The following is a 26,250-nucleotide window of genomic DNA, read 5'->3' as shown; positions in this document are numbered from 1 at the left end:
TGCCGCAGTGGTGCACAATTCGCTGGCATTGCACCGTAGTTCAGAGAGGCGGCACGTACGTGGCTGTCCAAGAGATGTCCCGAGGTACCCATACCACCGCCTGCGCCTGCGACGAGTGCGCCCGCGAGGGCCACCGGCGCGCGGTCACGGCGTTCCTGGAGAAGCGCGACGAGTTCGCCTCCGGGCAGGGCGTGCCGGCCGCCGTGGCCCACTCGCTCGGCGCCTCCCGCCAGTGGGTCTCCGACGAGCTGACCCTGTCGGCCCGTACCGTCGCCGACCGGGGCAGGGAGGCCGGGAACTCCTGGCTGTACCTGTTCTCGCGGCGGGCCGTCCTCGCCGTCTGGATCGCCGCCGGGGTCCTGCTGCTGGTGCAGGTCGCCGCCGCGCTCGGCACCGGCTGGTCCACGGCGCGCACCGCCGGGCTGCTGGCGGCCCTGGTGCTGGCCGGACTGCTCACGGTCGCGGCCCGCGCCCAGTCCGTGCGCGGCGGGCTGCTGGCCCCGCTGGTCGGCGAGGACAACCGGCTGTCCACCTCGAAGGCCGTGCCCAGCGCCTGGGTGGTGCTGACGGCCTTCGCCACGCTGCTGCCCGCGCTGCGGCTGGCCGCCTCGGCGCCCGGGCCCGAGCGGCAGGCCCTGTACGCGGGCCTCGCGCTGGACCGGGCGCTGCCGCTGCTGGCGGTGGTCTCGCTGACCTCCGCCGTGGCGGTGCTGGTGCGCCGGGTGGTCTCCGTACGGATCATGGGCCAGCGGCTGCAGAAGCTGCCGGCCGACCGGCCGCGCGGGGTGGACCTCCTGACGGACGACGCGGGCCGCGGGAGCTTCCCGGACGCGCAGTACGTGCTCGTCTCGACGGTGGTGCTCGCCTACGCGACGGCCTCGCTGGCGCGCTTCCCGGACCGGCTGCCGCAGCTGCCCTGGGCGCTGGCCCTGCTGGTGGCGCTGTCGGCCGCGGTGTACCTGGCGGCGAAGTACGCGGAGGGCAGCCGCCCGCTGGTGCTGTCGGTGGTGCGCAGACGGGAGCCCGGGGATCTGGACGCGGCCGTCCGCCCCGGGGACGACATCGAGATCCGGGGCGTGGGCTTCGTGCCGCCCGGGGCGCAGACGCCGGAGATGCTGGCCCGTCTGGTCGTACGGGTCGGGGCGGTGCACGTGCACGTGCCGCTGGTCCCGGTGGCGGGCGGATTCACCAATCCTTCCGACGCCGTGCTGACCGTGCCGGTCCCGGCGGAGGTGGAGCCGGGGCGCGTCGAGATCCAGGTGGTCACGGCCGCAGGGGTGGAATCCAACCGCTGCACCATCGATGTTGCCGAATGATCGGGGTACACATGTTCCGTGAACCGAACCGATGTTCTTGAAACCGGCGCCCCCCGCGAGGTCGTGGGCCTGCGCGAGCTGGCCTCCCGGCACGCGCTGCTGCCCCTGCGGCTCTTTCTCGGCGTGACCTTCGTGTACGCGGGGATCGACAAACTGACCGACCCGGCGTTCCTCTCCGCCTCCGGCGACGGCTCCATCGGCGACCAGATGCGCGGGGTGCGCGACACCTCCGCGATCCCCGGCCTCGTGGACCTGTCGCTGAACTCCCCCGTGGGCTTCGCCGTCGCCCTGGCCATCGGGGAGATCCTGGTCGGCCTCGGGGCCCTGGCCGGCCTGCTGACCCGTATCGCGGCCGTCGGCGGGGCGCTGATCGCGCTCAGCCTGTGGCTCACGGTGTCGTGGGCGGTGACCCCGTACTACTACGGCAACGACCTGATCTACCTGATGGCGTGGACCCCGCTGATCCTCGCCGGGGCGCCCTACCTGTCGCTGGACTCGGTGATCCGGTCGCGCCTGTCCCGGCGTACGGCGTAGGTCACCAGCCCGACCAGTGCGGCGAGGGTGAGCCCGCCCATGGTGATCGGGATGACCGCGAACCAGGGCAGGTCCGCCTCGCCGGTGGTCTCGAGCAGGTAGAGCACGCCCGCCACCACCAGGGCCAGCCCCGCGATCAGCCGTCCCGGCTGGAACTCATGACGCCGCACGGGCCACCTCCACCTGTCCGAAATCCGCACTGAGGTGCAGCTCGATCGTCCCGCCGGCCTCGGTGCCGGCAGCCGGCGCGAGGGTTTCCGTACGGTTCTGCTCTCCGACCCGCTCGATCCGGTCCGCGCGGTCCCCGGGCATCTGTACGTCGCCCATCCGCCGGATGGTGACATCGGCCAGCGCGGTGACCTCCCGCGGCAGGACCACCTTGAGCCGGCCCGCGTCGATGGACGCCCCGACGGCCACGGTGGTGCCCTTCGGCACGTCCAGGCGGCTCAGATCCAGCGTGGCGAGGCCGGTGCCCGCCTCGTACACGGGTTTCACGTCGGCCACCGCGGCCGGACGCCACTCGACCTCCCGCCAGTCCGTGCCGATCTCCCGGGGCAGGACGGCCGCGCCCGCGAGCAGACCCGCGGTGAACACCGCCAGCACGATCGTGCCGAAGCCGGTGCGTCCCAGCAGGGAGCTGACCGCAAGACCCAGACCGAAGACGACCAGCGCGGCCGCGAGCCCCGTCTGCAGGGCCTCGCCGAGCGGGTTGCCCTCCCAGGTGGCGGCGGTCCCCGCGATCCCGGCCAGCAGCGCCAGCACGAAGACCCGGCCGCCGATGCCGCCGCGCGGGCGGGCCGGGGCGGCGGGCGCCTTCGCGGCCGCCGCCGGGGTACGGCCGGTCACCACCGGGTCCGCCGAGTCGTCGGGCCCCCACAGGTATCCCGTCCCGCCGACCGGGCCGGTCGTACCGTCCTTGACCAGCGGGTCCCGCCACCAGGACGGGGCGCCGGGAGTGGGCGGCGCCTGCGTCTCCGGCGGGGCGGGCGAGTGCGCGGCGCGGGGGGCGCTGCCGGCCGGGTCGGGCGCCGCCTGCGCCTCGGGCCGGTAGGTGTGCCGCTTGCGCTGCGACCAGTACGAGGCCCCGCCCAGCGCGAGGACGACCAGCACCGAGAAGGCCGCCAGCCCGCCGTTGTCCAGCATCGACAGGAACAGCGCGCAGCCCACCAGCGCGGCGAACACCGCCGCCAGCGTGGCCCCCTCGACCCGGCCGGTCAGCAGCTTCTTCGCCTCGCTGTCCTCCTCGCCCTCCTGGGGGAGCAGCAGCCACGCGAAGCCGTAGAAGATCAGACCGACGCCGCCGGTGACCGCGAGGACACCGAGGACGACGCGGAAGACCACCGGGTCCAGATCGAAGTACCGGCCGAGGCCGCCGCACACGCCCGCGAGGACCTTGTCGCGCTTGCTGCGGCGCAGGGGCGGCCTGGCATCGGCCCGCGGGGCCCCGGGCCCGGCCGGCGGGGCGTCGTGTACTTCGGTCATGGGTCCATGGTGACGGCCCGCCGAAGCGGGCGGCATCCGGCCCTACCCTGGTGCAACCCTGATATCCCCCCGGCAGATGTGGGGGGATGCCCTGATGACCGGCCCCCGCCGGGCGTGTGACCCTTGGTGACATGCCCGTAGCCGCCCCTCCCCGTACCCCGCACGCACCGGACGCCGACGAGGTGCCGCAGCGCAGGCTCTACCGCAGCGCCGACGGCCGGATGCTCGGCGGTGTCGCGCGCGGTCTCGCCGGGCACCTCGGGCTTCCGGTGGGCTGGGTCCGCCTGGCGTTCCTCCTGCTGTTCATGTGGGGCGACGGGCTGGGCGTGCTGCTGTACGCCGCGTTCTGGGTCTTCGTACCGCTCGGCGTCGGCGGCCGGACCGGACACCGCTCCTTCTTCGAGACCCTCCCCGACGGCACCCGCCGGCTGCGCAAACCCGACCGGGGGCAGATCACCGCGCTGATCGCCCTGTTCATCGGCGCCGGCATCTTCATTTCCAAGGTCCAGCTCGGCGGCGCCTCCGGCCGGTACGTGTGGCCGACGCTGCTGGTCGGGGCCGGGGTCGTGCTCGTATGGCGGCAGGCCGACAACGCCCGCCGGGCCCACTGGTCGACGGCCGCCGGACGGCACGGACGCCTCTTCCAGGTCGCGCGGGCCCTCGCCGGCGTCGCCCTGGTCGGGGTGGGCCTGACCGTCTTCATCGTCGTACGGGGCTCCGCCGCACAGCTCGGCAACGTCCTCACCGCCACCCTCGCCGTCCTCGTCGGCGTGGCCCTGCTCGCCGGACCCTGGCTGATCCGGATGACCCAGGACCTGTCCGAGGAACGCCTGATGCGCATCCGCGCCCAGGAGCGCGCCGAGGTCGCCGCCCACGTGCACGACTCGGTGCTGCACACCCTCACCCTGATCCAGCGCAACGCGGAGGACGTCTCCGAGGTGCGCCGCCTCGCGCGGGCGCAGGAACGAGAACTGCGGAACTGGCTCTACAAGCCCGAGGGCACCGGCAAGGACGAGGCGGAGGAGCCGGCCACCCTCGCGGAGGCCGTGAAGAAGACCGCCGCCGAGGTGGAGGACCACCACGGCGTCCCGATCGAGGTCGTGGTCGTCGGGGACTGCCCGCTCGACGAGCGGCTGGCGGCACAGATACAGGCCGCGCGCGAGGCGATGGTCAACGCCGCCAAGTACGGTGGCGACGGCGGGCCCGTACAGGTGTACGCGGAGGTCGAGGGGCAGACGGTGTTCGTGTCCGTACGGGACCGGGGACCGGGCTTCGACATCGACGCGGTACCCGGCGACCGCATGGGCGTACGAGAATCGATCATCGGCCGGATGCAGCGCAACGGCGGGACCGCACGGCTGCGGTCCGCGCCCGACGGCGGCACGGAAGTCGAGCTGGAGATGGAGAGGGCGGCGAACACAGCATGACCGAGGCGGGAGAGAACGCAGGCGTGGGGGAGACCAGGCGTGTCCGGGTGGTGCTCGTCGACGACCACAGGATGTTCCGTACGGGGGTGCAGGCCGAGATCGGCGAGACCGGACGCACGGGCGTCGAGGTCGTCGGCGAGGCGGCCGACGTCGACCAGGCCGTCACCGTCATCACCGCCACCCGGCCCGAGGTGGTCCTGCTCGACGTGCACCTGCCCGGCGGCGGCGGCGTCGAGGTGCTGCGGCGCTGCGCCCCGCTGATGGCGGCGGCCGAGAACCCGGTGCGGTTCCTGGCGCTGTCGGTGTCGGACGCGGCCGAGGACGTCATCGGGGTCATCCGGGGCGGTGCGCGCGGCTACGTCACCAAGACCATCACCGGCACCGACCTGGTGGACTCGGTCTTCCGCGTCCAGGACGGGGACGCGGTGTTCTCGCCGCGGCTGGCGGGCTTCGTGCTCGACGCGTTCGCCTCGACGGACGCGCCGCCGGTCGACGAGGACTTGGACCGGCTCACGCAGCGCGAGCGCGAGGTGCTGCGGCTGATCGCGCGCGGGTACGCGTACAAGGAGATCGCCAAGCAGCTCTTCATCTCGGTGAAGACGGTCGAGTCGCACGTCTCGGCCGTCCTGCGCAAGCTCCAGCTCTCCAACCGGCACGAACTGACCCGCTGGGCGACGGCCCGCCGCCTGGTCTGAGTCCGGGGTCCGACGTCTGACCTGCGGTGTGACCCACGCCGCAGGCCGACCTGGCAACCGGGAGCGCGCACGCCGCCCTCTAGGCTGACGTGATGAGCTTGACCGGTACACCCTTCTTCGCGACGGTGATCGCCCTCACCGTGATCGCCGTCGTCCTTCCGCTGGCCGTGTGGAGCAAGGTGCGCGGCCCGGCCGCCGTACGCACCGCCCTGCGCGCGCTCATGGTGGTGTTCGCCCAGGTCACAGCCGTCGCCGTGGTGTTCGTCGCGGTGAACCGGGCCGAGCACTTCTATGCCTCCTGGAGCGACCTGCTCGGCACCGGCAAGTACGTCACGGCCGCCCCCGACCTCGGCCCGGACGGGCTCGGCGGCAAGAAGGTCGAAGAGGCGCCGAAGGTCAAGCAGGAGTTCCAGCCGGTGGAGGGGCTGGGCGACCGGGTCAAGAAGACCGAGCTCGACGGCAAGATCTCCGGGGTCAAGGGCGACGTCATGGTGTGGCTGCCGCCCCAGTACGACGACCCGGCCTACAAGGACAAGAAGTTCCCGGTGGTCGAGCTGATACCGGGCATACCGGGGACGGGGAAGTCCTGGTTCCAGGGGCTCAAGGCGCACGAGGTGCTGGAGCCGCTGATGAAGAGCGGCAAGGTGCAGCCGTTCATCCTGGTCTCGCCGCGCGCCATGCTGCTCGGCAACGGCGACACCGGCTGCGCCAACATCCCCGGCAAGGTCAACGCGGACAGCTGGTTCAGCGTCGACGTCCGCAAGATGGTCGTCGACAACTTCCGGGCCTCGGACGAGGCCCGCACCTGGGGTGTGGCCGGCTACTCGGCCGGCGCCTACTGCGCCGCCAAGCTCGCGATCGCCCACCCCGACCGCTACAGCGCGGCCGTCTCCCTGTCCGGCTACAACGACCCGGGGCAGGAACCCTCGTCGCTGGTCGCCAAGGACCCCGAACTGCGCAAGACGCACAACCTGAAGAACTGGCTCCAGGCCGCGCCCACCCCGCCCGCGGTGGCGCTGTGGATGTCGGGGGCCGAGCAGGACGGCTACCTGTCCGGCACGGACCTCAAGGCGATCGCCAAGAGCCCGACCGCGGTGCACGCGGAGAAGGTCGTCGGCGGGCACAACCTCGAATCGTGGTCCAAGCAGCTGCCGCAGACCTTCGGCTGGCTGAGCGGCGTGGTCAAGGCCCCGTAGACCGCACCGGCCCTGCGTCTACCGGTCGGCAGACGGCCCCCGCGGAGCCGCCGCCGATCTCTGCCGGTCGGCCGATGTGCCCGGTGTCTGCCGGCCGGTGGTGGTCGGGCTGGCCCCACTGGGCCCCGTACGCGGCGGCCGCGTGGTCCCTCGCCGCGGGCACTGCGCCCGCGGCTGAGCGGGCAGGACGCCCGGGCAGGACGCCGGACAGGGCCTACGCGGGGCGGGAGGCGCCGGCCCAGGGCATCGAGTCGATCGGCGCCAGGCGGACCGTCGACCCGGGGCGCGGGGCGTGGACCATCTGGCCGTTGCCGACGTAGAGGCCGACGTGGGTGACCCCGGAGTAGAAGAACACCAGGTCGCCGGGGGCCAGCTGGTCGCGGGACACGCGCCGGCCGGCGTTGATCTGGGTGTAGGTGGTGCGGGGCAGGGAGACTCCGGCCGAGAGCCAGGCCGCCTGGGTCAGGCCGGAGCAGTCGAAGGACCCCGGGCCCGTCGCGCCCCAGACGTACGGCTTGCCGATGGCCCCGTACGCGAAGGCAACGGCGCGGGCCGCGCGCGAACCGTCGGCCGGAGGCGGGGGCGTGCTGCCCTTGGACGCGGTGGATCCGGCGGGCGCGGCGGGTGCGGCGGCCGGTCCGCCGGGCGACTGGGCCTCGTAGGCGGCCCGCTCCTCGGCGGTGAGCCGGGCCAGCAGGTTCTTGGCGGCGGTGAGCTTCTCCTCGATCACGGCCTTGTGCCCGGCGAGTTCGTCCTGCCGGGAACGGAGGTCGGCGAGCCGCCCGGCGGCCTGCTTGCGGAGCTGGCCGACCTCGTCGAGCCGGCGGCGCACGGTGGTGACCCCGACGGCGTTGCGGTCCCCGGCGCGGGCGATGAAGGCGGCCTGGGAGAGGTATTCCTGCGGGTCGGAGGCCATCGCGAGCTGGACCGCGGTGCCCAGGGACCCGCTGCGGTACTGGGAGGCGGCGAGCGTCCCGAGTGCGCTGCGGGCGGTGTTGAGCTGGTCGGTCTTGCGGGCGGTCTCCTCGCGCAGTCCGGTCAGCGCGCGTTCGGCCTCGTCCGCCTGTTCCTTCGCCCCGTTGTACTGCTCGGTCGCCGCCTCGGCCTCCTCGTAGAGCCGGTCCACCTCCGACTTGACCTGGGCCGGGGTGGGCCGGGGGTCGGCCTGGGAGGTGCCTTCGAAGACGGTGGCGGTGGCAGCGCCCGCGAGGGCGAGGGTGGCGGCGGTCGTCCGTACCGGGCCGCCGGAGAGCGTGCGCTGCCTGGGCTTTCGATGACTGGCCACGAGGGCCTCACGTCCTTCCTCTGTCGGTGCTTGGAGGAGGACGCTAGACCCGGAGGTAACGGTCGGATGACGGGATGATCGCAAGTGGCTCGATACGACCGGAGCTGGCCGCCGAGGACCGGAGCGGATCGTTCCGGTGTGGGTCAGTGCCAGAGAACGGCGATGAAGATGTTGATCACGGTCAGCCCGCCGACCGCGCCGAACAGCGCCTTGTCCACGCGCTCCTCGTCGCGCTTGACGTAGACGAGGCAGAGGATCACGAAGAGGATCGCGAGCTTCACGCCGACCTTGACGTTGTTGACGGGGTCCCCGGCCATCTGGTTGAAGCCGACCAGGAGTACGCCGGTGACGAGCATGGTGAGCGCGCCGTGCAGCATGGCGGGCGTGAAACGGGCGGTGCCCGCGCTCATCGCCTTCATCTGGGTCAGGAAGCCGCCGAGGAGCGAGGCGATTCCGATGATGTGCAGGCCGACGAAGACATTGATGAGTACGTCCATGGCGTCGAGCGTACGAGGCGGCCCGGTCAGCCGAAGAAGCGGGTCAGTTCGGCCGTGACGGCCTCGGGCCGCTCCTCCGGGAGGTAGTGGCCGCTGCCGTCGACGCGGACGACCCGGGTGTCGGTGCCGAGCGCCGGGACCGCGGCGAGCAGGCGTTCGTAGTTGCTGTGCTCGCCGCCGAGCGCGAGCAGCGGGGTGGTCACGGGGGAGTAGCCGGCGAGGTCGTCGATGTCCTGGCGGAAGGCCTGGTACCAGGCGTTGCCGGCCCGGATCGCGTCCGGGGAGCCGTACGCGCGGGCGTACACCGCGCGGGAGTGCTCGTTGATGGCGGCGGGGTCGGCGGTCATGGCCGCGAACAGCCAGTCCAGCAGTACGTGGTAGCGGCCGGCGAGGAGCTGCTCGGGCAGTCCCTGCACCTGGTTGAAGGCGAACCACCACAGGTGGCGGAGCCCGGGGCGGGGCAGCAGGGGCATCTGCGTCCAGGCCTCCTCGGGGTGCGAGACGTCGAGGAGGGCGAGCCGGCGGGTGGCGTCCGGGTGGTTGGCGGCGTGGGCGTAGGCGACCATCGCGCCGATGTCGTGCCCGGCGAAGTGCGCCGACCCGATCGAGAGGTGTCCGAGGAGGGCGTGGACGTCGGCGGCCATCGTCTTCTTGTCGTAGCCGGTGGCGGGCTTGGCGGAGCCGCCCATGCCGCGCAGGTCGACGGCGACCACCCGGTACCGGCGGGCCAGGGCCGGCAGCACCTTGTGCCACTGCCACCAGGTCTGCGGCCAGCCGCCGAGGAGGACCAGCGGTGTGCCGCTGCCGCCCTCCACGTAGTGCAGCCGGGTGCCGTTGACCTCGGCGTGGCGGCTGGTGAAGCCCCCGTCGAGGGAGGCGGCCAGGGCGGCGTCGTCGAGCGGGGCGGTGGCGGGCTGGGGCATGGCGGATCCGTCCTCGTGGCGTTTGACCGTTCGAAAATCTCGTACGGTTGAGTGAGTGGACTGTACGAGATTTTCGAATGGTTTGGCAATGTCCGTACGAGATCTGCGTACAGTGGGGTCATGCCTGCTGCCGCCGCCGAGCCGACCCACCCCGCCGCCGACCGCATCGAGCTGGTCGAGGTCCTGGCGGCGCTCGGACACCCCGTCCGGCTGGAGATCGTCCGCAAGCTGTCCTCCGGCGAGGCGGCGTTCTGCGGCGAGGTCGTCCCCGACCTGCCCCGCTCCAGCGTCACGCACCACCTCAAGACGCTGCGCGAGAGCGGCGTGATCTGCCAGCGCCCCCAGGGCCGCAAGCTCTTCCTCGCGCTGCGCCGCGAGGACCTGGAGCTCCGTTTCCCCGGTCTGCTCGAACTCGTGCTGGCCTGTCGGTCCCGCCCCCTAGACTCGGAATGCGATGAGCAGCCTCTTTGACGACAGTTTCCTGGCGGACCTCACCCCCTCCGACGAGGTCCCGCCGCCGCCCGAGGACCACGCCGCCCCCGAAGCGGGCGCGGACGATCTCTTCGGGGGGCAGTTCGACGTACCCATGAGCGGGGACGCGTACTACCGGGACGGCGCCCCCAGGCCCGTCATCGACCCGGCGACGCTCCTGGACGGGCTCAATGAGGAGCAGCGCGCGGCCGTGGTGCACGCGGGCTCCCCGCTGCTCATCGTGGCCGGCGCCGGCTCCGGCAAGACCCGGGTGCTGACCCACCGCATCGGACACCTGCTGTCCGCGCGGAACGTCCACCCCGGCCAGATCCTGGCGATCACCTTCACCAACAAGGCCGCCGGCGAGATGAAGGAACGTGTCGAGGGCCTGGTCGGCCCGCGCGCGAACGCCATGTGGGTCTCCACCTTCCACAGCGCGTGCGTGCGCATCCTGCGCCGCGAGTCCAAGCGGCTCGGGTTCACGTCCTCGTTCTCGATCTACGACGCGGCCGACTCGAAGCGCCTGATGGCGCTCGTCTGCCGCGACCTGGACCTGGACCCGAAGAAGTTCCCGCCGAAGGCCTTCAACGCCAAGATCTCGAACCTGAAGAACGAGCTGATCGACGAGGAAGCCTTCGCCGACCAGGCCGTGGACGGATTCGAGAAGACCCTGGCCCAGGCGTACGCGATGTACCAGGGGCGGCTGCGCGAGGCCAACGCCCTCGACTTCGACGACATCATCATGACCACGGTCCACCTGCTCCAGGCGTTCCCGGACGTCGCCGAGCACTACCGGCGCCGCTTCCGGCACGTCCTCGTCGACGAGTACCAGGACACCAACCACGCCCAGTACACGCTGGTGCGCGAGCTGGTCGGCACCGGCTACCCGGACCTGCCCCCGGCCGAGCTGTGCGTGGTGGGTGACGCCGACCAGTCGATCTACGCCTTCCGCGGCGCGACCATCCGCAACATCCTCCAGTTCGAGGAGGACTACAAGGACGCGACGACGATCCTGCTGGAGCAGAACTACCGCTCCACGCAGACGATCCTCTCCGCGGCCAACGCGGTCATCGAGCGCAACGAGAACCGCCGCGCCAAGAACCTGTGGACCCAGGCCGGCACCGGCGCCGTCATCACCGGCTACGTCGCGGACACCGAGCACGACGAGGCCCAGTTCGTCGCCGACGAGATCGACCGGCTGACGGACGCGGGCGACGCCAAGGCGGGCGATGTCGCGATCTTCTACCGGACCAACGCGCAGTCCCGCGTCTTCGAGGAGATCTTCATCCGGGTCGGACTGCCCTACAAGGTCGTCGGCGGCGTCCGCTTCTACGAGCGCAAGGAGGTCCGCGACGTCCTCGCGTACCTGCGCGTCCTGGCGAACCCGGAGGACAACGTCCCGCTGCGGCGCATCCTGAACGTGCCCAAGCGCGGCATCGGCGAGCGCGCCGAGGCGATGATCGACGCCCTCGCGATGCGCGAGAAGATCACCTTCCCGCAGGCGCTGCGCCGCGTGGACGAGGCCTTCGGCATGGCCGCGCGCTCCACCAACGCGGTGAAGCGGTTCAACGTGCTGATGGAGGAGCTGCGCACGATCGTCGACTCGGGCGCGGGCCCGGCGGTGGTGCTGGAGGCGGTGCTGGAGCGGACGGGCTACCTCGCCGAACTCCAGGCGTCGACCGACCCGCAGGACGAGACGCGCATCGAGAACCTGCAGGAGCTCGCGGCCGTGGCGCTGGAGTTCGAGCAGGCGCGCGAGGCCGCGGCGGCCGAGGCCGCAGAGACCGGGGCGCCGGCTCCCGGGTCCGGCACCCTGGCCGAGTTCCTGGAGCAGGTCGCGCTCGTCGCCGACTCCGACCAGATTCCGGACGAGGACACCGAGGGCACGGGCGTCATCACGCTGATGACCCTGCACACCGCCAAGGGCCTCGAATTCCCGGTGGTCTTCCTGACGGGCATGGAGGACGGGGTCTTCCCGCACATGCGGGCGCTGGGCCAGACCAAGGAGCTCGAGGAAGAGCGCCGCCTCGCGTACGTCGGCATCACGCGGGCGCGCGAGCGGCTGTACCTGACCCGCTCCAGCATGCGCAGCGCGTGGGGCACGCCCTCGTACAACCCGCCGTCGCGGTTCCTGGAGGAGATTCCGGCGGAGTACCTCCAGTGGAAGCGGACGGGCGCGACGCAGAAGCCGGCCGGTCCGATGCGGAGCTCGGGGTACGGGTCGTCGTCGTCCGGATCGGGCAAGGCGACGTTCGGCACCTCGCCGGAGGCGTTCCTGTCCTCGTCGCGTACGAAGTCGGGCCCGTCCGGATTCGCGACGCGGCGGGCCGCCGACAAGCCGGTCATCGCCCTGGTGGTCGGGGACCGGGTCACGCACGACCAGTTCGGGCTCGGCACCGTCATGGAGGTCAAGGGAGCGGGCGCGGACGCGCAGGCCACCATCGACTTCGGGGACGACAAGCCCAAGCGGCTGCTGCTGCGTTACGCGCCGGTGCAGAAGCTGTAGGACGGCGGGCGGCCGCGCGGCCTTCGGGCCGCGCGGCGGATACGCCGGGGGGGCACGCCGAGGGTACGGGGCGCGGATACGCCGGTGGTCAAGCCGGGCTGCTATGCCGGGGGATGCGCAGGGGGGTTACGTCGGGTCCAGGCCGTGGCTGCGGAGCCAGGGCAGGGGGTCGATCGCGGATCCGCCGCCGGGCCGGACCTCGAAGTGGAGGTGCGGGCCGGTGGAGTTGCCGGAGTTGCCCGAGTAGGCGATGACCTCGCCCGCCTTGACCTTGCCGCCGCGGATCTTGGTGGAGCTGAGGTGGCAGTACCAGGTCTCGGTGCCGTCGGGGGCGGTCACTATCGCCATGTTCCCGTAGGCGCTGTTGTACTGCGTGCGCACGGTGCCGTCGGTGGCCGCCATGACCGGGGTCCCGTAGGAGACCGGGAAGTCGATGCCGGTGTGCACCGACATCCACATGCCGCCGGCCTGGCCGAAGCTGGCGCTCAGGCCGTGCTGCGCGACGGGGATGGCGAACTTGGGGCGGGCGGCCTCCTTCGCCGCGGCCTCCTCCGCCTTCTTCTTCTTTTCCTCTTCCTGGCGCTCGCGCAGGTCGATGCGCTCCTGCGTGCGGCTCGCGCGGTCCGCGAAGTCGCCCGCGTCGGCGCTGAGCGCGACCAGTTGGGTGTCGAGCTTGGTGTTCGCCGCGACCGGTTTCACCGACGCCGGGTCGGGCGCGGCCATCGTGGTGGGCTCCTCGGCGGGCCGGTCCGTGCCGGTGAGGCCGCCGACGGAGGCGGCCGCGACGCCCGCGACGCCCATCACACAGGCCGAGGGCACGGCCACGGTCAGCAGGGCGGAACGCTTCGCCGGGTTGCGGCGACGGCTGCTGCCGCCGCCGGTGCCGGTGCTGCTGCTCGCCTTGGCGCCGGTTCCGGCCTTGCCGTTGCCGGCCTTGCCGTTGCCCTTGGCGGCGGTCCGGCGCGCGGAGCGCGGAGCCGAGGTCACGGGCATGGCCTGGGTGGGGAGGTCGTGGACCTCGGACGGCTCGGGGGTCTCGTGGACCTGCGGAGTTTCGTCGGAGAGCGACTCGAAGACGGCGGTCTCCGTGTACGTGTCCGTCCCGGTCTCGAAACCGGTCTCGAATCCGCTCTGGTGCCCGGCGCCGGAGTCGATGGTGACGGCCTGGGTGGCCTCGTAGGCGTAGCCGACGGAGGTCGCCTGGTACGTGTACTCCTGCGGCGCGGGCGTGGGCTCGGGCACGGGCTGGTACTCGTACGAGTAGGCGGCCTCGGGCTGGGCCGGGGTCTCGGCGACGGTGTTCCAGGCGGTGGCGTCGTAGGCGCCGGTCTCGGTACCGGTGGTGCCGTAGCCCGGCATCGCCCAGTGCCCGGTCTGCTCGCCGGAGGTGTCGTAGCCGAAGGAGGGCTGCTGGTACTGCGCGTAGCCGGAGTAGTCCGCGTTCGGGGTGTTCCAGGCGCTCGCGTCCCAGCTCCCGGTGGTGTCCTCGGGGGCGGCCTGGGCCGGGATCGTGGACAGGTAACCGTCCTGCGAGGCCCACGCGGTGGTGTCGTACGCGCCGGTGTCGTAGGAGCCGTAGGCGGCGTAGTTGACCCCCTGGCCCTGCGTTTCATAGGAAACGTAGGTCGAGTCACCAGCGAAAGCGGTGGTGGAAAGGCCGTCGTACCCGGCATCCGGATACTGGCCCGACGTGGGGCGGTCGTTCACCAACTTCTCTTTCGCCTCGGCAGTGGGGGCCTGGGTGGCCGGGAACTCAAGGTTCACCGGAGGAGAGCAGTGGCGTGACTGTACCCGGCGGTTACTCGCATCGACAATCTTCGCCGGGTCCCCAGATCTCCGGAACCGGGCATTCGGCCGTCTTTCGGTCGCCGAAATGCGGACCCTTGGCCTTGAGTTCGAAATTAGTTCGACTGCTGGTCGCTCGTCGGCTAGGCGACGGAGGCGGTGTCCGAGCCTGTGACGGCGGCCAGGCCGGGTCCTTCGAGGGTGCGCCGGACCGCCGCGATCACGGCGGGATGGGCGGGCAGCGCGAGATGTCCGATACCGGTGACCTGCACGTTCTCCACACACAGATCCGGGTGCTCGATCCGCGCGGTCCCGACCGGGGTCATGATCGCGTCGAACTCGCTCCAGAAGGCCACGCATCGGGTGGCACAGCCGGGCGCGGGCGCGGCGAGCTCGGTCAGCACCTCGGAGTCCGGGCGTATCTGCCGGATCAGCGGGTGCGCGTCCATGAAGGGGGCGACCCGGGTGCCGGAATGCGGGGTGCCGAGGGTGACGAGGGTCCGGACCCGGGTGCCGCCGCCGAGTCGCTGCACGTAGTACCGGCCGACCAGCCCGCCCAGGCTGTGCCCGACCAGATCCACCCGTTCCTGTCCGGTGCGCTCGCACAGCTCCTCGACACGCCGGGCGAGATGGCGGGCGGTGACGCGCAGATCGAGGGTGAAGGGCGAGTAGTTGTACGCCTCCACGTGCCGGCCTCCCGCCCCGAGGGCGCGGCGCAGCAGGACGAAGACGGACCGGTTGTCGGAGAACCCGTGAAGAAGGAGGACCGGCGGCCGTGTCGCGGGCGGGCGGGTCGTGACCTTCTCCTGGCACACTCCGGTGGGGTACAGCAGGAGGTGCCCGCCGAACACCACCACCTCGAGCGCGCCGGCCCGCAGCGCGGCGCCGGACAAGGGCATGGACATGGGTATGAGCAGCCCCATCGACGGCCTCCCCTGAGCCTCTGCGGGACCGCGGCGCTCGCACCACCGTGCCGTGCGGCTGTCGGCACGGTGGCGCAATGCCGTCCCACGTGTGATTTCCCCCTCGTGGTTGACCGCGAAACGGTGGCGTGCGCGATGCTGTACTTAACGTTCGTTCACTCGGGAGGCAGTGCGATGGGTGTGACCGGTCCGATCCGTGTGGTGGTGGCCAAGCCGGGTCTCGACGGCCACGACCGCGGGGCCAAGGTGATCGCGCGGGCGCTGCGGGACGCGGGCATGGAGGTCATCTACACCGGCCTCCACCAGACCCCTGAGCAGATCGTGGACACCGCCATCCAGGAGGACGCCGACGCCATCGGCCTGTCGATCCTCTCCGGCGCCCACAACACGCTCTTCGCGCGCGTGCTGGAACTCCTCAAGGAGCGCGACGCGGAGGACATCAAGGTCTTCGGCGGCGGCATCATCCCGGAGGACGACATCGCCCCTCTGAAGGAGAAGGGCGTGGCCGAGATCTTCACGCCGGGCGCGACGACGACCGCCATCGTGGAGTGGGTCCGCGCCCACGTCCGCCAGTAACCTCCGGCGGCCCGCAGCCCCGCGTGAATCCAGCCCCGCCGGCGTTTGAGGCGCGGGGTTCGGGCCGAACCCCGGCTTTGGGGTCCTGCGGAGCAGAACCCTCCGCCCACCCCCTAGGCCGGGGCCAGTTCGGCCAGCATCGCCGCGCGGAGGCGAAGGGTGGAGACGAGCCGCTGGAACGCCTCGGCCCAGTACGCGGCCGCGCCGGGGGCCGCGTCCGGCAGGTCCTCCGCGGCTGTGGTCAGGGCCTCCAGCCGGCCCGCTTCCGCGGGATCGAGGCAGCGCTCCGCCAGGCCCATCACCCCGCTGAAGCTCCACGGGTAGCTGCCCGCGTCGCGGGCCGTGTCCAGCGCGTCCACGACCGCCGCGCCCAGCGCACCGGCCCACGGCACGACGCACACCCCGAGCAGCTGGAACGCCTCCGACAGCCCGTGGGCCCGGATGAACTCCGCCACCCACTCCGCCCGCTCCGCGTGCGGGAGGGTCTCCAGCAGCTTGGCCCGCTCCGCGAGCGAGGCCGTGCCCGGGCCCGCCGCGGGCGGCGCGGACGCCGGGCCGAGCAGCGCCCGCGACCACGGTGCGTCGCGCTGGCGCACGGCGGCCCGGCACCACGCCGCGTGCAGCTCCTCCGTCCAGCCGTCGCCCGCGGCCACCGGCAGCGCCACTATCTCCGCCGGGCCGAGCCCCCCGAACCGCTCCCGCCAGCACGACAGCGGCGCCGCCTCCACCAACTGGCCGAGCCACCAGGCCCGCTCCCCGCGCCCGGCGGGCGGCCGTTTGACCACCCCGTCGCGGAGCATCCCCGCGTCGCACTCGGCCGGCGGAGTCACCCCTTCGGGGCCTACGCAGGCCAGCGCGCGCTCCGCCATCCGTCCGGCCAGCGCCGAGGCCGGCAGCGCCGACAGCAGTTCGGCGGCCGTGGCGCGGACATTGCGGCTGCGGTCACCCAGCGCCGCCTCCAGGAAGGGCTCGTCCCCCTCCGACAGCCCCACCCTCAGCGAATCGAGGAACATCAGCCGGTCCTCGGCCCGTTCGGCGGCCCAGGTCGTCATCAGCAGCTGCGGCGCGGCCGCCGCCTCGTGGGCCCGGACGGCCCCGAGCAGGGCCACCCGCTCCGCGAACAGTCCCTCCTGCCAGAGCCGTTCCACCGCCGCCCGGTCCGTCACCTCCGGCAGTTCCCCTGCGCCGCCCGAACCGCCGCGCAGGGCGAACCGCCAGTCCGGATTCATCCGCGCCAGCCACAGCCCCCGCGTCCCGGCCAGGGCCAGGGCCTGCGGCCGCAGGTCCGTACGGGCCCGGGCCGCGTCCAGCAGCGCCGGTACGAGCGCGGCCGGAGAGCGGTAGCCGTGCCGCGCGGCGGCGGCCAGCCACTGCGGCAGCAGCTCCGTCAGGTCCGGGGCGGTCCCGCGCCGCCCGCCGCCGTTGACCGGGCCGCCGCGGCCGGCCAGCAACTGTGCGAGCCTGCGGCCGGCCGCCTCCGGTGGAGCCGGCCGGGGGTCCCGGGGCGCGGGCTCCGGGCGCGGCCCGGCCTCGGCCGGACGCAGCCCGGCCCGGCGCCGTACGGTGTGCACGGCCGCCGCGTCCAGCAGCGCCTCCGGTGAGCCCGCCGGGCCCCCGCCCCGGCGCCGCTCGGTGCCCAGCAGCGCGGCGGCGACCAGCTCCTCCCACTCCCCGTACCCCTCGTCAGCCTTGTCCATCGGGCCCCTCCCTCGTCGCTCGTCGTCGCTCGTCGTCGGTCGTGTCATGGGCTCCGGTCCCGCCCCCTCCACGGGACCGGAGCTGTCGATGTCCCCGTCTGCCTGCTCGCGTTCAGCTGGCGTGGTTGTCGTTCATGCAAGCCCCCCGGCTCGTCGTCGTTTTCGTGCGGCGCCCCCCGGCGCCGTACGTCTCCTCGCCGTCCTGTGTGACGGCACAGGACCCCCCAGGCCCCCTGCGATGTGTTTCCTTGTTTCCGCTCCTGATCAGGACAGGGCGACGGGCTCGGTCGAGTCCGGTTGCCAGGCCGTCAGAGGGGTGAAGCCGCGGTGGCCGCACTCGCCGAACACCGTCACCGGACCCCCGCCCGACAACGCCGCCAGCTGCCAGAGCCCCCCGCGGGAGCGGCCGCCGCCCCCGGTGAGGGGCACCGGCAGGGCGGAGGTGCCCTCCGCGTCCGCCAGCTGCCAGCCGAGCTCTCCCGGTATCGGAACCACCGGACCGAGCACCACCGGCCAGGACTCCAGCCACGGGTCCTCCCGCAGCGCCGCCCCGTACGCCTCCAGAGCCGCCCCCGTGCTCACCCCGGCCGGAACCTCCGCGCACGGCACGGCTGCCGCGAACCTCTCACCGAGGTCCGCCCGCAGCCCCGCCGACCCGGGCCGGAAGCGCATCTCCGCCTCCAGCACCAGCCCCACCGGCAGGGCCAGCCCCGGTGGCCGCACCGGCGGTCCGAAGTCCAGCACCAGAGCGGGCCGCCCGCCCGCCAGCCCGCGCAGCCATATCCGGCGGGTGGTGAGCCGGCCGTCCGGCGACACCGTGTCGTACTGGGCGAGCACCAGCCACCGGTCCCGTACGGCCTCCCCCTCCCCGGAGGCCGGCAGTCCCACGCGGCTGCGCACCGTCGCCGCCAGCTCTTCCGGCAGCCCGGCCACCCCCAGCCACCCCCGGTCGAGCAGGTGCAGCAGCGCCGCCTCCTCCAGCATCCGGGCGGGCCAGCCGGGGCCGCAACTGGGTATCGTCCCCAACTCCCTTACCCGCGCCGCCAGTCCGGGCGCCTGGGCGTCGACCATGCGGGCCGCCGTCTCCTCCCATCCCGCGTATCCCGCCTGCTCCTGGCCCGCGAGGCCGCCACGCAGCAGATCGGCCAGCCGCTGCTCCAGCTCGGTGACGCCCGCGCCGACCCGCGCCGCCCGCCGCTCGGCCCGCTTCCGGGCCCCCTCCTCGTCGGCCGGCGCGGCCCTCCCGCCGGGCGGCCGGGCGGCCTTGGCCGCCCGGTCCGCCAGCCACTGCGCGGCCCACTCCGGAGCCTCGCCCGGCTCGCCGACCCCCTCCGCCGACCAGAGCAGCAACAGCCCCAGAGCGTGCTTGCAGGGGAACTTCCGGCTCGGGCAGGAGCACTTGTACGCGGGGCCCGTCAGGTCCACGACCGTGCGGTACGGCTTGCTGCCGCTGCCCTTGCACAACCCCCACACCGAACCGGAAGCGGAACCTCCGATCTGCAACCACGGCCCCGCCCCGCCGAGTCTGCCCCCCGCCTTGCGTGAGGCATCGTCAGGAGCCAGATCCAGTACCTGTTCCGCTGTCCAGCGGTCCCCCTGATCAGTCATGTGAACCACCGTAGAGACCACCACTGACAATCGCTCTGACCAGCAACAACGCTATCGGCAGGGTCCGTTGTCAGTGGCGTGGTGCACCGTGGGGTCAGCAGTCGGGAGCGGCTGCCGAGCTTTGGAGGGGGACCATGACCATGCACGGGAACGAGCAGCGAGCAGAGGCTCTGCGACCGCACGCCGAAGACGCCTTCGCACACGAACTGAAAGCCCTGGCGGCCGCCGACGACCGGCCCCGCCCGACCCGCTGGAAGCTCTCCCCGTGGGCCGTCGCCACGTACCTGCTCGGCGGCACGCTCGACGACGGCACGGTGATCACACCCAAGTACGTGGGGCCGCGCCGCATCGTCGAAGTCGCCGTCACCACCCTGGCCACCGACCGCGCCCTGCTCCTGCTGGGCGTCCCCGGCACCGCCAAGACCTGGGTGTCCGAACACCTCGCGGCCGCCGTCAGCGGAGACTCCACCCTCCTCGTCCAGGGCACCGCGGGCACCCCCGAGGAAGCCATCCGGTACGGCTGGAACTACGCCCGGCTGCTCGCCCACGGCCCCAGCCGCGAGGCGCTCGTCCCCAGCCCCGTCATGCGGGCCATGGCCGACGGCATGACCGCCCGCGTCGAGGAGCTCACCCGCATCCCCGCCGACGTCCAGGACACCCTCATCACCGTCCTGTCCGAGAAGACCCTCCCGATACCGGAGCTCGGCGAAGAGGTGCAGGCCGTGCGCGGCTTCAACCTCATCGCCACGGCCAACGACCGAGACCGCGGGGTGAACGAGCTCTCCAGCGCGCTGCGCCGCCGCTTCAACACCGTGGTGCTGCCCCTGCCCGCCACCGCCGACGCCGAGGTCGACATCGTCGCCCGCCGCGTCGACCAGATGGGCCGGGCCCTCGACCTGCCGGCCGCGCCCGAAGGCCTGGAGGAGATCCGCCGCGTCGTCACCGTCTTCCGCGAGCTGCGCGACGGCGTCACCGACGACGGCCGGACGAAGGTGAAGTCGCCCAGCGGCACCCTGTCCACCGCCGAGGCCATCTCCGTCGTCACCGGCGGCCTGGCCCTGGCCGCCCACTTCGGGGACGGCGTGCTGCGCCCCTCCGACGTGGCCGCCGGGATCCTCGGCGCCGTGGTCCGCGACCCGGCGGCCGACAAGGTGGTCTGGCAGGAGTACCTGGAGGCCGTGGTCCGCGAGCGCGACGGCTGGAAGGACTTCTACCGGGCCTGCCGGGAGGTGACCGTATGAGCCCGAGCCCGGTGAAGGGCCCGCTGCTGCTGGGCGTACGGCACCACGGGCCCGGCTCGGCCCGTGCCGTCCGGGCGGCCCTGGAGGCGGCCCGGCCCGAGGCGGTGCTGATCGAGGGCCCGCCCGAGGGGGACGCGCTGCTGCCGCTCGCCGCCGAGGAGGGGATGCGGCCGCCCGTCGCGCTCCTCGCGCACGCGGCGGACGATCCGGGCCGGGCCGCGTTCTGGCCGCTGGCCGGGTTCTCACCCGAGTGGGTGGCCATCCGCTGGGCCCAGGAGCACGACGTCCCGGTCCGGTTCATCGACCTCCCGGCGGCGCACTCGCTCGCCGCCGGAGGGGAGGGGCAGGAAGGGACCGAACCCGACGCCGTCCGGCTGGACCCTCTCGCCGTGCTGGCCGAGACCGCCGGTTACGACGACCCCGAGCGCTGGTGGGAGGACGTGGTCGAGCACCGCGGCGCCGGGGGCGTACGGGAGGACGTGCTCGGCGCCTTCGAGGCGCTCGGGGAGGCCATGGGAGCCCTGCGCGAGGCGTACGGCGACGGGGGCCACCAGCGCGACCTGGTGCGCGAGGCGTACATGCGCCAGCGGATGCGGGCCGCCCGCCGGGAGTTCGGTGACGCCTACGCCGTGGTGTGCGGCGCCTGGCACGTCCCGGCGCTGCGGGCCAGGACCACCGTGGCCGCCGACAAGGCCCTGCTGAGCGGCCTGCCCAAGGTCAAGGTGGAGACCACCTGGGTGCCCTGGACGCACCGCAGGCTCGCCCGGGCCGGCGGGTACGGCGCGGGGATCACCTCGCCCGGCTGGTACGCCCACCTCTTCTCCGCCCGGGACCGGCCCGTCGAGCGGTGGCTGACCAAGGTCGCCGGACTGCTGCGCGAGGAGGACCGGCAGGTCTCCTCGGCGCACGTCATCGAGGCGGTCCGGCTGGCCGACACCCTCGCCGCGATGCGGGGCCGGCCGCTGCCCGGCCTGACGGAGACCCTGGAAGCGGTCCGGGCGGTGATGTGCGACGGCTCCGACATACCGCTCGCACTGATCGAGGACCGGCTCGTCGTCGGCGACGTGCTCGGTGAGGTCCCGGGCGGAGCCCCCGTCGTACCCCTCCAGCGCGACCTGACACGACAGCAGCGCACGCTGCGGCTCAAGGCCGAGGCGCAGGACCGCGAGCTGGAACTGGACCTGCGCAAGGACACCGACACGGCGAAGTCCCTGCTGCTGCACCGGCTGCGGCTGCTCGGCATCGGCTGGGGCACACCTGCCGCCTCCCGGGCCGGCACCGGAACCTTCCGGGAGACCTGGCGGCTTCGGTGGGAGCCGGAGCTGTCGGTGCGGATCGCCGAGGCCGGCATATGGGGGACCACCGTCCTCGGGGCGGCCACCGCCAAGGCCGAGGCGGACGCCGCCGGGGCCGAGGAGCTGGGCGAGGTGACGGCCCTGGCCGAGCAGTGCCTGCTGGCCGGGCTCGCGCAGGCGCTGCCCGCCGTACTGCGGGCCCTCGCGGACCGGGCCGCGCTGGACACCGACGTGGCGCGGCTCGCCAAGGCCCTGCCGGCCCTGGCCCGCTCGCTGCGGTACGGGGACGTCCGGGGCACCGACGCGACGGCGCTCGGCGCCGTGGCGGCCGGGCTCGCCGAGCGGATATGCGTGGCGCTGCCGTCGGCCTGCACGGCCGGCCTGGACGCCGACGCGGCGGCGGAGATGCGCGGTCACGTGGACGGGGTGCACGGGGCGATCGGCCTGCTGGCGGACGCCGACCAAGGGCTGCGGGAGCGCTGGTCCGCGGTGCTCGCCACGCTGGCCGGCCGGGACACCGTGCCCGGCCTGATCCGCGGCCGGGCGGCCCGGCTGCTCCTCGACGACGGGCGGCTGCCGGCCGAGGAGACGGCCCGGCTGATGGGGCTCGCCCTGTCCCCGGCGTCCTCCCCGGCCGACGCGGCGGGCTGGATCGAGGGCTTCGCGGGCGGGAGTTCGGGCGGGGGCACGCTGCTGGTCCACGACGACCGGCTGCTGGGCCTGATCGACGCCTGGCTGGTGGGGGTGCCGGAGCGGGCCTTCACCGATGTACTCCCGCTGCTGCGGCGGACGTTCGGGGCGTACGAGCCGGGCGTGAAGCGGACCTTGGGCGAGCTGGTGCGGCGCGGGCCGGGCGGTTCCGCCGCCCCGGTGCCCGGTGGCTCGGCTCCGGCGGGTTTCGCCCCCGAGCTGGATCCGGAGCGGGCGGACGCGGTGGTGGAGCTGGTGCGGATGCTGCTCGCCGTGTGAGGTGCGGCGTCGCTGCCGGGGCTCCGCCACGGACCCCGCGCCTCAAACGCCGGCGGGGCTGAAAAGAGCGCCTCGAACGCCGGCGGGGCCGGATGCGGTGGATACGACTAGTGCAGGGGGACAGGAACATGAACGGTACGGACGTGAGTGCGGGAGAGCAGCACACCGCGGACCCCGCCGGAGGCGAGCGGCTGCGGCGGTGGCGGATGGTGCTCGGCGGGGGCGAGGCCGACGGCACCGGGTGTGCGCTGGCCGGGCGGGACGCGGCGATGGACGCCGCGCTCGGCGCGCTGTACGGCGGGGGCGGCGAGGCGGGGTCCCGCAGGACGTCGGGGGCGCGGTCGGCCGGGCTCGGCGGGTCCGCGCCGAACGTGGCCCGCTGGCTCGGGGACATCCGTACGTACTTCCCGAGCTCCGTGGTCCAGGTCATGCAGCGCGACGCCATCGAGCGGCTGGGCCTGGCCGCCCTGCTGCTGGAGCCGGAGATGCTGGAGGCCGTCGAACCGGACGTGCACCTCGTCGGCACTCTGCTCTCCCTCAACAAGGCGATGCCCGAGACGACGAAGGAGACGGCGCGGGCCGTGGTCCGCAAGGTCGTCGAGCAGCTGGAGAAGAAGCTCGCGGCGCGGACCCGGGCGACGCTGACCGGAGCCCTGGACCGGTCCGCGCGGATCAGCCGCCCGCGCCACCACGACATCGACTGGGACCGCACGATCCGGGCCAATCTCAAGAACTACCTGCCCGAGTACCGCACCGTCGTCCCCGAGCGGCTGATCGGCTACGGCCGGGCGGCGCAATCGGTGAAGAAGGAGGTGATCCTCTGCATCGACCAGTCGGGTTCGATGGCGGCCTCCGTCGTCTACGCCTCCGTCTTCGGCGCGGTCCTCGCCTCGATGCGCTCGATCGCCACCCGTCTGGTCGTCTTCGACACCGCGATCGTCGACCTGACCGACCAGCTCGACGACCCTGTCGACGTCCTCTTCGGCACCCAATTGGGCGGTGGCACCGACATCAACCGCGCTCTCGCCTACTGCCAGTCGAAGATCACCCGGCCCGCCGACACCGTCGTCGTCCTGATCAGCGATCTCTACGAGGGCGGTATCCGCAACGAGATGCTGAAGCGGGTCGCCGCGATGAAGGCGGCGGGCGTCGAGTTCGTGACCCTGCTGGCCCTGTCCGACGAGGGGGCCCCGGCCTACGACCGTGAGCACGCCGCAGCCCTTGCGGCGCTCGGGGCCCCGGCCTTCGCCTGCACTCCCGACCTGTTCCCGGAGGTGATGGCCGCGGCGCTGGAGAAGCGCCCGCTGCCGATCCCCTGACCGCCGCGTCCCGGCCTTTGCTGTGAATCGGTGAATCACACGAACTTCCAGTTCAACCGTGAGGCGATCTGTGACAGGTATCACCGCTCAGGTGTGATCTGCGATTTAGGGACCCACGTCCCTCGGGGATAACCTGCGGGACGGACATGCCGCGTCCACGGTCACCGTGTGCGCCTTCCTTGTGACAGCGCCGTCACGTTGCCCTCCGCGGCACGCCCACGCAGATAGCAGACAACCGCGAATCACTGCGAATCTTTAAAAAGACAAGGGACGGACGCGCGTGGACCTGTTCGAGTACCAGGCGAGGGACCTCTTCGCCAAGCACGGTGTACCGGTGCTGGCCGGTGAAGTCATCGACACGCCTGAGGCGGCTCGCGAGGCCACCGAGCGGCTGGGCGGCAAGTCGGTCGTCAAGGCGCAGGTGAAGGTCGGCGGCCGCGGCAAGGCCGGCGGCGTGAAGCTGGCCGCCACCCCGGACGAGGCCGTCGCCCGGGCGACGGACATCCTCGGCATGGACATCAAGGGCCACACGGTCCACAAGGTGATGATCGCCGAGACGGCTCCGGAGATCCTGGAGGAGTACTACGTCTCGTACCTCCTCGACCGGACCAACCGCACCTTCCTCGCCATGGCGTCCGTCGCGGGCGGCATGGACATCGAGCAGGTCGCCGAGGAGACCCCGGAGAAGCTCGCCAAGGTCCCGGTGAACGCCAACGAGGGCGTGACCATCGAGAAGGCCCGCGAGATCGTCGCGCTGGCGCAGTTCCCGGCCGAGGTCGCCGAGAAGGTCGCCGAGGTCCTCGTGACCCTGTGGGTGACCTTCATCGCCGAGGACGCGCTCCTCGTCGAGGTCAACCCGCTCGCGAAGGTCGCCAACGGCGACGTCATCGCGCTCGACGGCAAGGTCTCGCTCGACGAGAACGCCGAGTTCCGCCAGCCGGGTCACGAGGAGTTCGTGGACCACGCGGCCGCGAACCCGCTCGAGGCCGCCGCCAAGGCGAAGAACCTCAACTACGTCAAGCTCGACGGTGAGGTCGGCATCATCGGCAACGGCGCGGGTCTCGTCATGAGCACCCTCGACGTCGTCGCCTACGCCGGCGAGAACCACGGTGGCGTCAAGCCCGCCAACTTCCTGGACATCGGCGGTGGCGCCTCCGCCGCCGTCATGGCCAACGGTCTCGAGATCATCCTCGGCGACCCGGACGTCAAGTCCGTCTTCGTCAACGTCTTCGGTGGCATCACCGCCTGTGACGAGGTCGCCAACGGCATCGTCCAGGCGCTGCAGCTGCTCGCGGACAGGGGCGAGGCGGTCACCAAGCCGCTGGTCGTCCGTCTCGACGGCAACAACGCCGAGCTGGGTCGCAAGATCCTCTCGGACGCCAACCACCCGCTGGTCCAGCGCGTGGACACCATGGACGGCGCGGCCGACAAGGCCGCCGAGCTCGCGGCTGCGAAGTAAGGGCAGAGGTCACAGACTCACATGGCTATCTTCCTCAACAAGGACAGCAAGGTCATCGTCCAGGGCATGACCGGTGCCACGGGCATGAAGCACACCAAGCTGATGCTGGCTGACGGCACCAACATCGTCGGCGGCGTGAACCCGCGCAAGGCCGGCACCACCGTCGACTTCGACGGCACCGAGGTCCCGGTCTTCGGCTCCGTCGCCGAGGCGATGGAGAAGACGGGCGCCAACGTCTCCGTCCTCTTCGTCCCGCCGGCCTTCGCCAAGGCCGCCGTGGTCGAGGCGATCGACGCCGAGATCCCGCTGGCCGTCGTCATCACCGAGGGCATCGCGGTGCACGACTCCGCCGCCTTCTGGGCGTACGCGACCGCCAAGGGCAACAAGACCCGGATCATCGGCCCGAACTGCCCGGGTCTGATCACCCCCGGCCAGTCCAACGCCGGCATCATCCCGGGCGACATCACCAAGCCCGGCAAGATCGGTCTCGTGTCCAAGTCGGGCACGCTGACCTACCAGATGATGTACGAGCTCCGTGACATCGGCTTCACCTCCGCCGTCGGCATCGGTGGCGACCCGGTCATCGGCACCACGCACATCGACGCCCTGGAGGCCTTCGAGGCCGACCCGGACACCGAGCTGATCGTCATGATCGGCGAGATCGGCGGCGACGCCGAGGAGCGTGCGGCGGACTTCATCGCGAAGAACGTCACCAAGCCGGTCGTCGGCTACGTCGCGGGCTTCACCGCCCCCGAGGGCAAGACCATGGGCCACGCGGGCGCCATCGTCTCCGGCTCCTCCGGCACCGCGCAGGCCAAGAAGGAGGCCCTTGAGGCCGCCGGCGTGAAGGTCGGCAAGACGCCGACCGAGACCGCGAAGCTGGCGCGCGAGATCCTCGCCGCCAAGTAAGCGCGACACCGCACGGGCGTGGGGCCCCCCCCCCCGGGGGGGGGGGCCCCCCCCCGTGCCAATGCCCCTGAGATAAGACCGGCGGGGGGGTCCGCGCCCGGGGCGCCCCCGGGTCGGGGGGCCACCTGTGGTTGATG

General features: G+C 72.7%; 22 protein-coding genes. 13 read left to right on the top strand and 9 right to left on the bottom strand.

Annotated features, from left to right (window positions below):
* Positions 1-59: 59 nt before the first annotated feature.
* Positions 60-1,316 carry a hypothetical protein gene (locus ACFY04_RS24625; protein WP_389119641.1) on the top strand — a complete coding sequence of 419 codons (1,257 nt, stop codon included), beginning with the start codon at positions 60-62 and terminating at the stop codon, positions 1,314-1,316.
* Between the two features lie 18 nt (positions 1,317-1,334).
* On the top strand, positions 1,335-1,850 hold the full coding sequence (locus ACFY04_RS24620) for a TQO small subunit DoxD (protein WP_389119639.1): 516 nt from the start codon (positions 1,335-1,337) through the stop codon (positions 1,848-1,850).
* Here ACFY04_RS24620 and ACFY04_RS24615 read toward each other — a convergent pair.
* Positions 1,796-2,020: a hypothetical protein gene (locus ACFY04_RS24615; RefSeq protein WP_351159934.1), complete on the bottom strand. Its 225-nt coding sequence runs from the start codon at positions 2,018-2,020 to the stop codon at positions 1,796-1,798. The genes ACFY04_RS24620 and ACFY04_RS24615 overlap by 55 nt on opposite strands.
* Positions 2,007-3,332 carry a PspC domain-containing protein gene (locus ACFY04_RS24610; protein ID WP_389119636.1) on the bottom strand — a complete coding sequence of 442 codons (1,326 nt, stop codon included), beginning with the start codon at positions 3,330-3,332 and terminating at the stop codon, positions 2,007-2,009. Before ACFY04_RS24610 ends, ACFY04_RS24615 begins: the two co-directional genes overlap by 14 nt.
* Before the next feature lie 131 nt (positions 3,333-3,463).
* Between ACFY04_RS24610 and ACFY04_RS24605 the strand changes: the two genes are divergently transcribed.
* From ACFY04_RS24605 to ACFY04_RS24595, 3 genes are all read left to right on the top strand, one after another.
* The gene (locus tag ACFY04_RS24605) at positions 3,464-4,759 is read left to right on the top strand and encodes a PspC domain-containing protein (RefSeq protein ID WP_389119633.1); all 1,296 of its coding nucleotides are present in this window, start codon (positions 3,464-3,466) and stop codon (positions 4,757-4,759) included.
* Entirely contained in the window at positions 4,756-5,454 is a 699-nt protein-coding gene (locus tag ACFY04_RS24600; RefSeq protein WP_389119632.1) for a LuxR C-terminal-related transcriptional regulator, read from the top strand. The genes ACFY04_RS24605 and ACFY04_RS24600 overlap by 4 nt, the downstream gene beginning before the upstream one ends.
* Before the next feature lie 92 nt (positions 5,455-5,546).
* Positions 5,547-6,650, top strand: a complete 1,104-nt coding sequence (locus ACFY04_RS24595; RefSeq protein ID WP_389119629.1) for an alpha/beta hydrolase — start codon at positions 5,547-5,549, stop codon at positions 6,648-6,650.
* Positions 6,651-6,864: 214 nt separating this feature from the next.
* Here ACFY04_RS24595 and ACFY04_RS24590 read toward each other — a convergent pair whose 3' ends face one another.
* The 3 genes from ACFY04_RS24590 to ACFY04_RS24580 all read right to left on the bottom strand — a co-directional run bounded on the left by ACFY04_RS24590 (position 6,865) and on the right by ACFY04_RS24580 (position 9,355).
* On the bottom strand, positions 6,865-7,935 hold the full coding sequence (locus tag ACFY04_RS24590; RefSeq protein ID WP_389119627.1) for an NlpC/P60 family protein: 1,071 nt from the start codon (positions 7,933-7,935) through the stop codon (positions 6,865-6,867).
* Positions 7,936-8,078: 143 nt separating this feature from the next.
* Positions 8,079-8,432, bottom strand: coding sequence for a hypothetical protein (locus ACFY04_RS24585; RefSeq protein WP_389119625.1), 354 nt, complete (start codon positions 8,430-8,432; stop codon positions 8,079-8,081).
* 26 nt (positions 8,433-8,458) lie between these two features.
* The gene (locus tag ACFY04_RS24580) at positions 8,459-9,355 is read right to left on the bottom strand and encodes an alpha/beta fold hydrolase (protein ID WP_389119623.1); all 897 of its coding nucleotides are present in this window, start codon (positions 9,353-9,355) and stop codon (positions 8,459-8,461) included.
* A 120-nt stretch (positions 9,356-9,475) separates the two neighbouring features.
* Between ACFY04_RS24580 and ACFY04_RS24575 the strand changes: the two genes are divergently transcribed.
* Together ACFY04_RS24575 and pcrA are read left to right on the top strand one after the other, a co-directional pair.
* A complete protein-coding gene (locus ACFY04_RS24575; RefSeq protein ID WP_389119621.1) occupies positions 9,476-9,826 on the top strand; it encodes an ArsR/SmtB family transcription factor in 351 nt (116 codons plus the stop codon).
* A complete protein-coding gene (pcrA, locus tag ACFY04_RS24570; RefSeq protein WP_389119620.1) occupies positions 9,810-12,332 on the top strand; it encodes a DNA helicase PcrA in 2,523 nt (840 codons plus the stop codon). Before ACFY04_RS24575 ends, pcrA begins: the two co-directional genes overlap by 17 nt.
* A 126-nt stretch (positions 12,333-12,458) precedes the next feature.
* On the opposite strand, the gene ACFY04_RS24565 is transcribed toward pcrA, so the two are convergent.
* Both ACFY04_RS24565 and ACFY04_RS24560 read right to left on the bottom strand, forming a co-directional pair.
* Complete coding sequence (locus ACFY04_RS24565) at positions 12,459-14,096, bottom strand: M23 family metallopeptidase (RefSeq protein ID WP_389119618.1); 1,638 nt, start codon at positions 14,094-14,096, stop codon at positions 12,459-12,461.
* Positions 14,097-14,260: 164 nt separating this feature from the next.
* Positions 14,261-15,040: an esterase/lipase family protein gene (locus ACFY04_RS24560; protein ID WP_389119617.1), complete on the bottom strand. Its 780-nt coding sequence runs from the start codon at positions 15,038-15,040 to the stop codon at positions 14,261-14,263.
* Between the two features lie 174 nt (positions 15,041-15,214).
* Between ACFY04_RS24560 and ACFY04_RS24555 the strand changes: the two genes are divergently transcribed.
* Complete coding sequence (locus tag ACFY04_RS24555; protein WP_030012651.1) at positions 15,215-15,616, top strand: cobalamin B12-binding domain-containing protein; 402 nt, start codon at positions 15,215-15,217, stop codon at positions 15,614-15,616.
* A gap of 113 nt (positions 15,617-15,729) precedes the next feature.
* Here ACFY04_RS24555 and ACFY04_RS24550 read toward each other — a convergent pair whose 3' ends face one another.
* Together ACFY04_RS24550 and ACFY04_RS24545 are read right to left on the bottom strand one after the other, a co-directional pair.
* On the bottom strand, positions 15,730-17,313 hold the full coding sequence (locus ACFY04_RS24550) for a DUF5691 domain-containing protein (protein ID WP_389119614.1): 1,584 nt from the start codon (positions 17,311-17,313) through the stop codon (positions 15,730-15,732).
* 264 nt (positions 17,314-17,577) lie between these two features.
* On the bottom strand, positions 17,578-18,921 hold the full coding sequence (locus tag ACFY04_RS24545; RefSeq protein WP_389119613.1) for an SWIM zinc finger family protein: 1,344 nt from the start codon (positions 18,919-18,921) through the stop codon (positions 17,578-17,580).
* A 134-nt stretch (positions 18,922-19,055) separates the two neighbouring features.
* On the opposite strand from ACFY04_RS24545, the gene ACFY04_RS24540 reads away from it, so the two are divergent.
* The 5 genes from ACFY04_RS24540 (at position 19,056) to sucD (ending at position 26,113) form a co-directional block, all read left to right on the top strand.
* On the top strand, positions 19,056-20,162 hold the full coding sequence (locus ACFY04_RS24540) for an AAA family ATPase (RefSeq protein ID WP_389119612.1): 1,107 nt from the start codon (positions 19,056-19,058) through the stop codon (positions 20,160-20,162).
* Entirely contained in the window at positions 20,159-22,426 is a 2,268-nt protein-coding gene (locus ACFY04_RS24535) for a DUF5682 family protein (RefSeq protein WP_389119610.1), read from the top strand. Before ACFY04_RS24540 ends, ACFY04_RS24535 begins: the two co-directional genes overlap by 4 nt.
* A 128-nt stretch (positions 22,427-22,554) precedes the next feature.
* Positions 22,555-23,745 carry a VWA domain-containing protein gene (locus tag ACFY04_RS24530; RefSeq protein ID WP_389119608.1) on the top strand — a complete coding sequence of 397 codons (1,191 nt, stop codon included), beginning with the start codon at positions 22,555-22,557 and terminating at the stop codon, positions 23,743-23,745.
* Positions 23,746-24,025: 280 nt separating this feature from the next.
* A complete protein-coding gene (gene sucC, locus ACFY04_RS24525) occupies positions 24,026-25,204 on the top strand; it encodes an ADP-forming succinate--CoA ligase subunit beta (RefSeq protein ID WP_389119606.1) in 1,179 nt (392 codons plus the stop codon).
* 21 nt (positions 25,205-25,225) lie between these two features.
* Complete coding sequence (gene sucD, locus ACFY04_RS24520; protein ID WP_189733229.1) at positions 25,226-26,113, top strand: succinate--CoA ligase subunit alpha; 888 nt, start codon at positions 25,226-25,228, stop codon at positions 26,111-26,113.
* The last annotated feature ends 137 nt before the right edge of the window (positions 26,114-26,250 follow it).

It is taken from the genome of Streptomyces sp. NPDC001549 (genome assembly GCF_042894025.1).
Lineage (GTDB): Bacteria > Actinomycetota > Actinomycetes > Streptomycetales > Streptomycetaceae > Streptomyces > Streptomyces kutzneri.
The sequence above is the reverse complement of the archived record's forward strand: the minus strand, read 5'-3'. Positions and strand labels throughout refer to the sequence as shown.

Bases quoted from the DNA above. Each gene is read 5' to 3' on its own strand.
- ACFY04_RS24610 (WP_389119636.1), bottom strand. From the start codon at position 3,332: ATGACCGAAGTACACGACGCCCCGCCGGCCGGGCCCGGGGCCCCGCGG.
- ACFY04_RS24605 (WP_389119633.1), top strand. From the start codon at position 3,464: ATGCCCGTAGCCGCCCCTCCCCGTACCCCGCACGCACCGGACGCCGAC.
- ACFY04_RS24600 (WP_389119632.1), top strand. From the start codon at position 4,756: ATGACCGAGGCGGGAGAGAACGCAGGCGTGGGGGAGACCAGGCGTGTC.
- ACFY04_RS24595 (WP_389119629.1), top strand. From the start codon at position 5,547: ATGAGCTTGACCGGTACACCCTTCTTCGCGACGGTGATCGCCCTCACC.
- ACFY04_RS24585 (WP_389119625.1), bottom strand. From the start codon at position 8,432: ATGGACGTACTCATCAATGTCTTCGTCGGCCTGCACATCATCGGAATC.
- ACFY04_RS24580 (WP_389119623.1), bottom strand. From the start codon at position 9,355: ATGCCCCAGCCCGCCACCGCCCCGCTCGACGACGCCGCCCTGGCCGCC.
- ACFY04_RS24575 (WP_389119621.1), top strand. From the start codon at position 9,476: ATGCCTGCTGCCGCCGCCGAGCCGACCCACCCCGCCGCCGACCGCATC.
- pcrA (WP_389119620.1), top strand. From the start codon at position 9,810: ATGAGCAGCCTCTTTGACGACAGTTTCCTGGCGGACCTCACCCCCTCC.
- ACFY04_RS24560 (WP_389119617.1), bottom strand. From the start codon at position 15,040: ATGGGGCTGCTCATACCCATGTCCATGCCCTTGTCCGGCGCCGCGCTG.
- ACFY04_RS24555 (WP_030012651.1), top strand. From the start codon at position 15,215: ATGGGTGTGACCGGTCCGATCCGTGTGGTGGTGGCCAAGCCGGGTCTC.
- ACFY04_RS24550 (WP_389119614.1), bottom strand. From the start codon at position 17,313: ATGGACAAGGCTGACGAGGGGTACGGGGAGTGGGAGGAGCTGGTCGCC.
- ACFY04_RS24545 (WP_389119613.1), bottom strand. From the start codon at position 18,921: ATGACTGATCAGGGGGACCGCTGGACAGCGGAACAGGTACTGGATCTG.
- ACFY04_RS24540 (WP_389119612.1), top strand. From the start codon at position 19,056: ATGACCATGCACGGGAACGAGCAGCGAGCAGAGGCTCTGCGACCGCAC.
- ACFY04_RS24535 (WP_389119610.1), top strand. From the start codon at position 20,159: ATGAGCCCGAGCCCGGTGAAGGGCCCGCTGCTGCTGGGCGTACGGCAC.
- ACFY04_RS24530 (WP_389119608.1), top strand. From the start codon at position 22,555: ATGAACGGTACGGACGTGAGTGCGGGAGAGCAGCACACCGCGGACCCC.
- sucD (WP_189733229.1), top strand. From the start codon at position 25,226: ATGGCTATCTTCCTCAACAAGGACAGCAAGGTCATCGTCCAGGGCATG.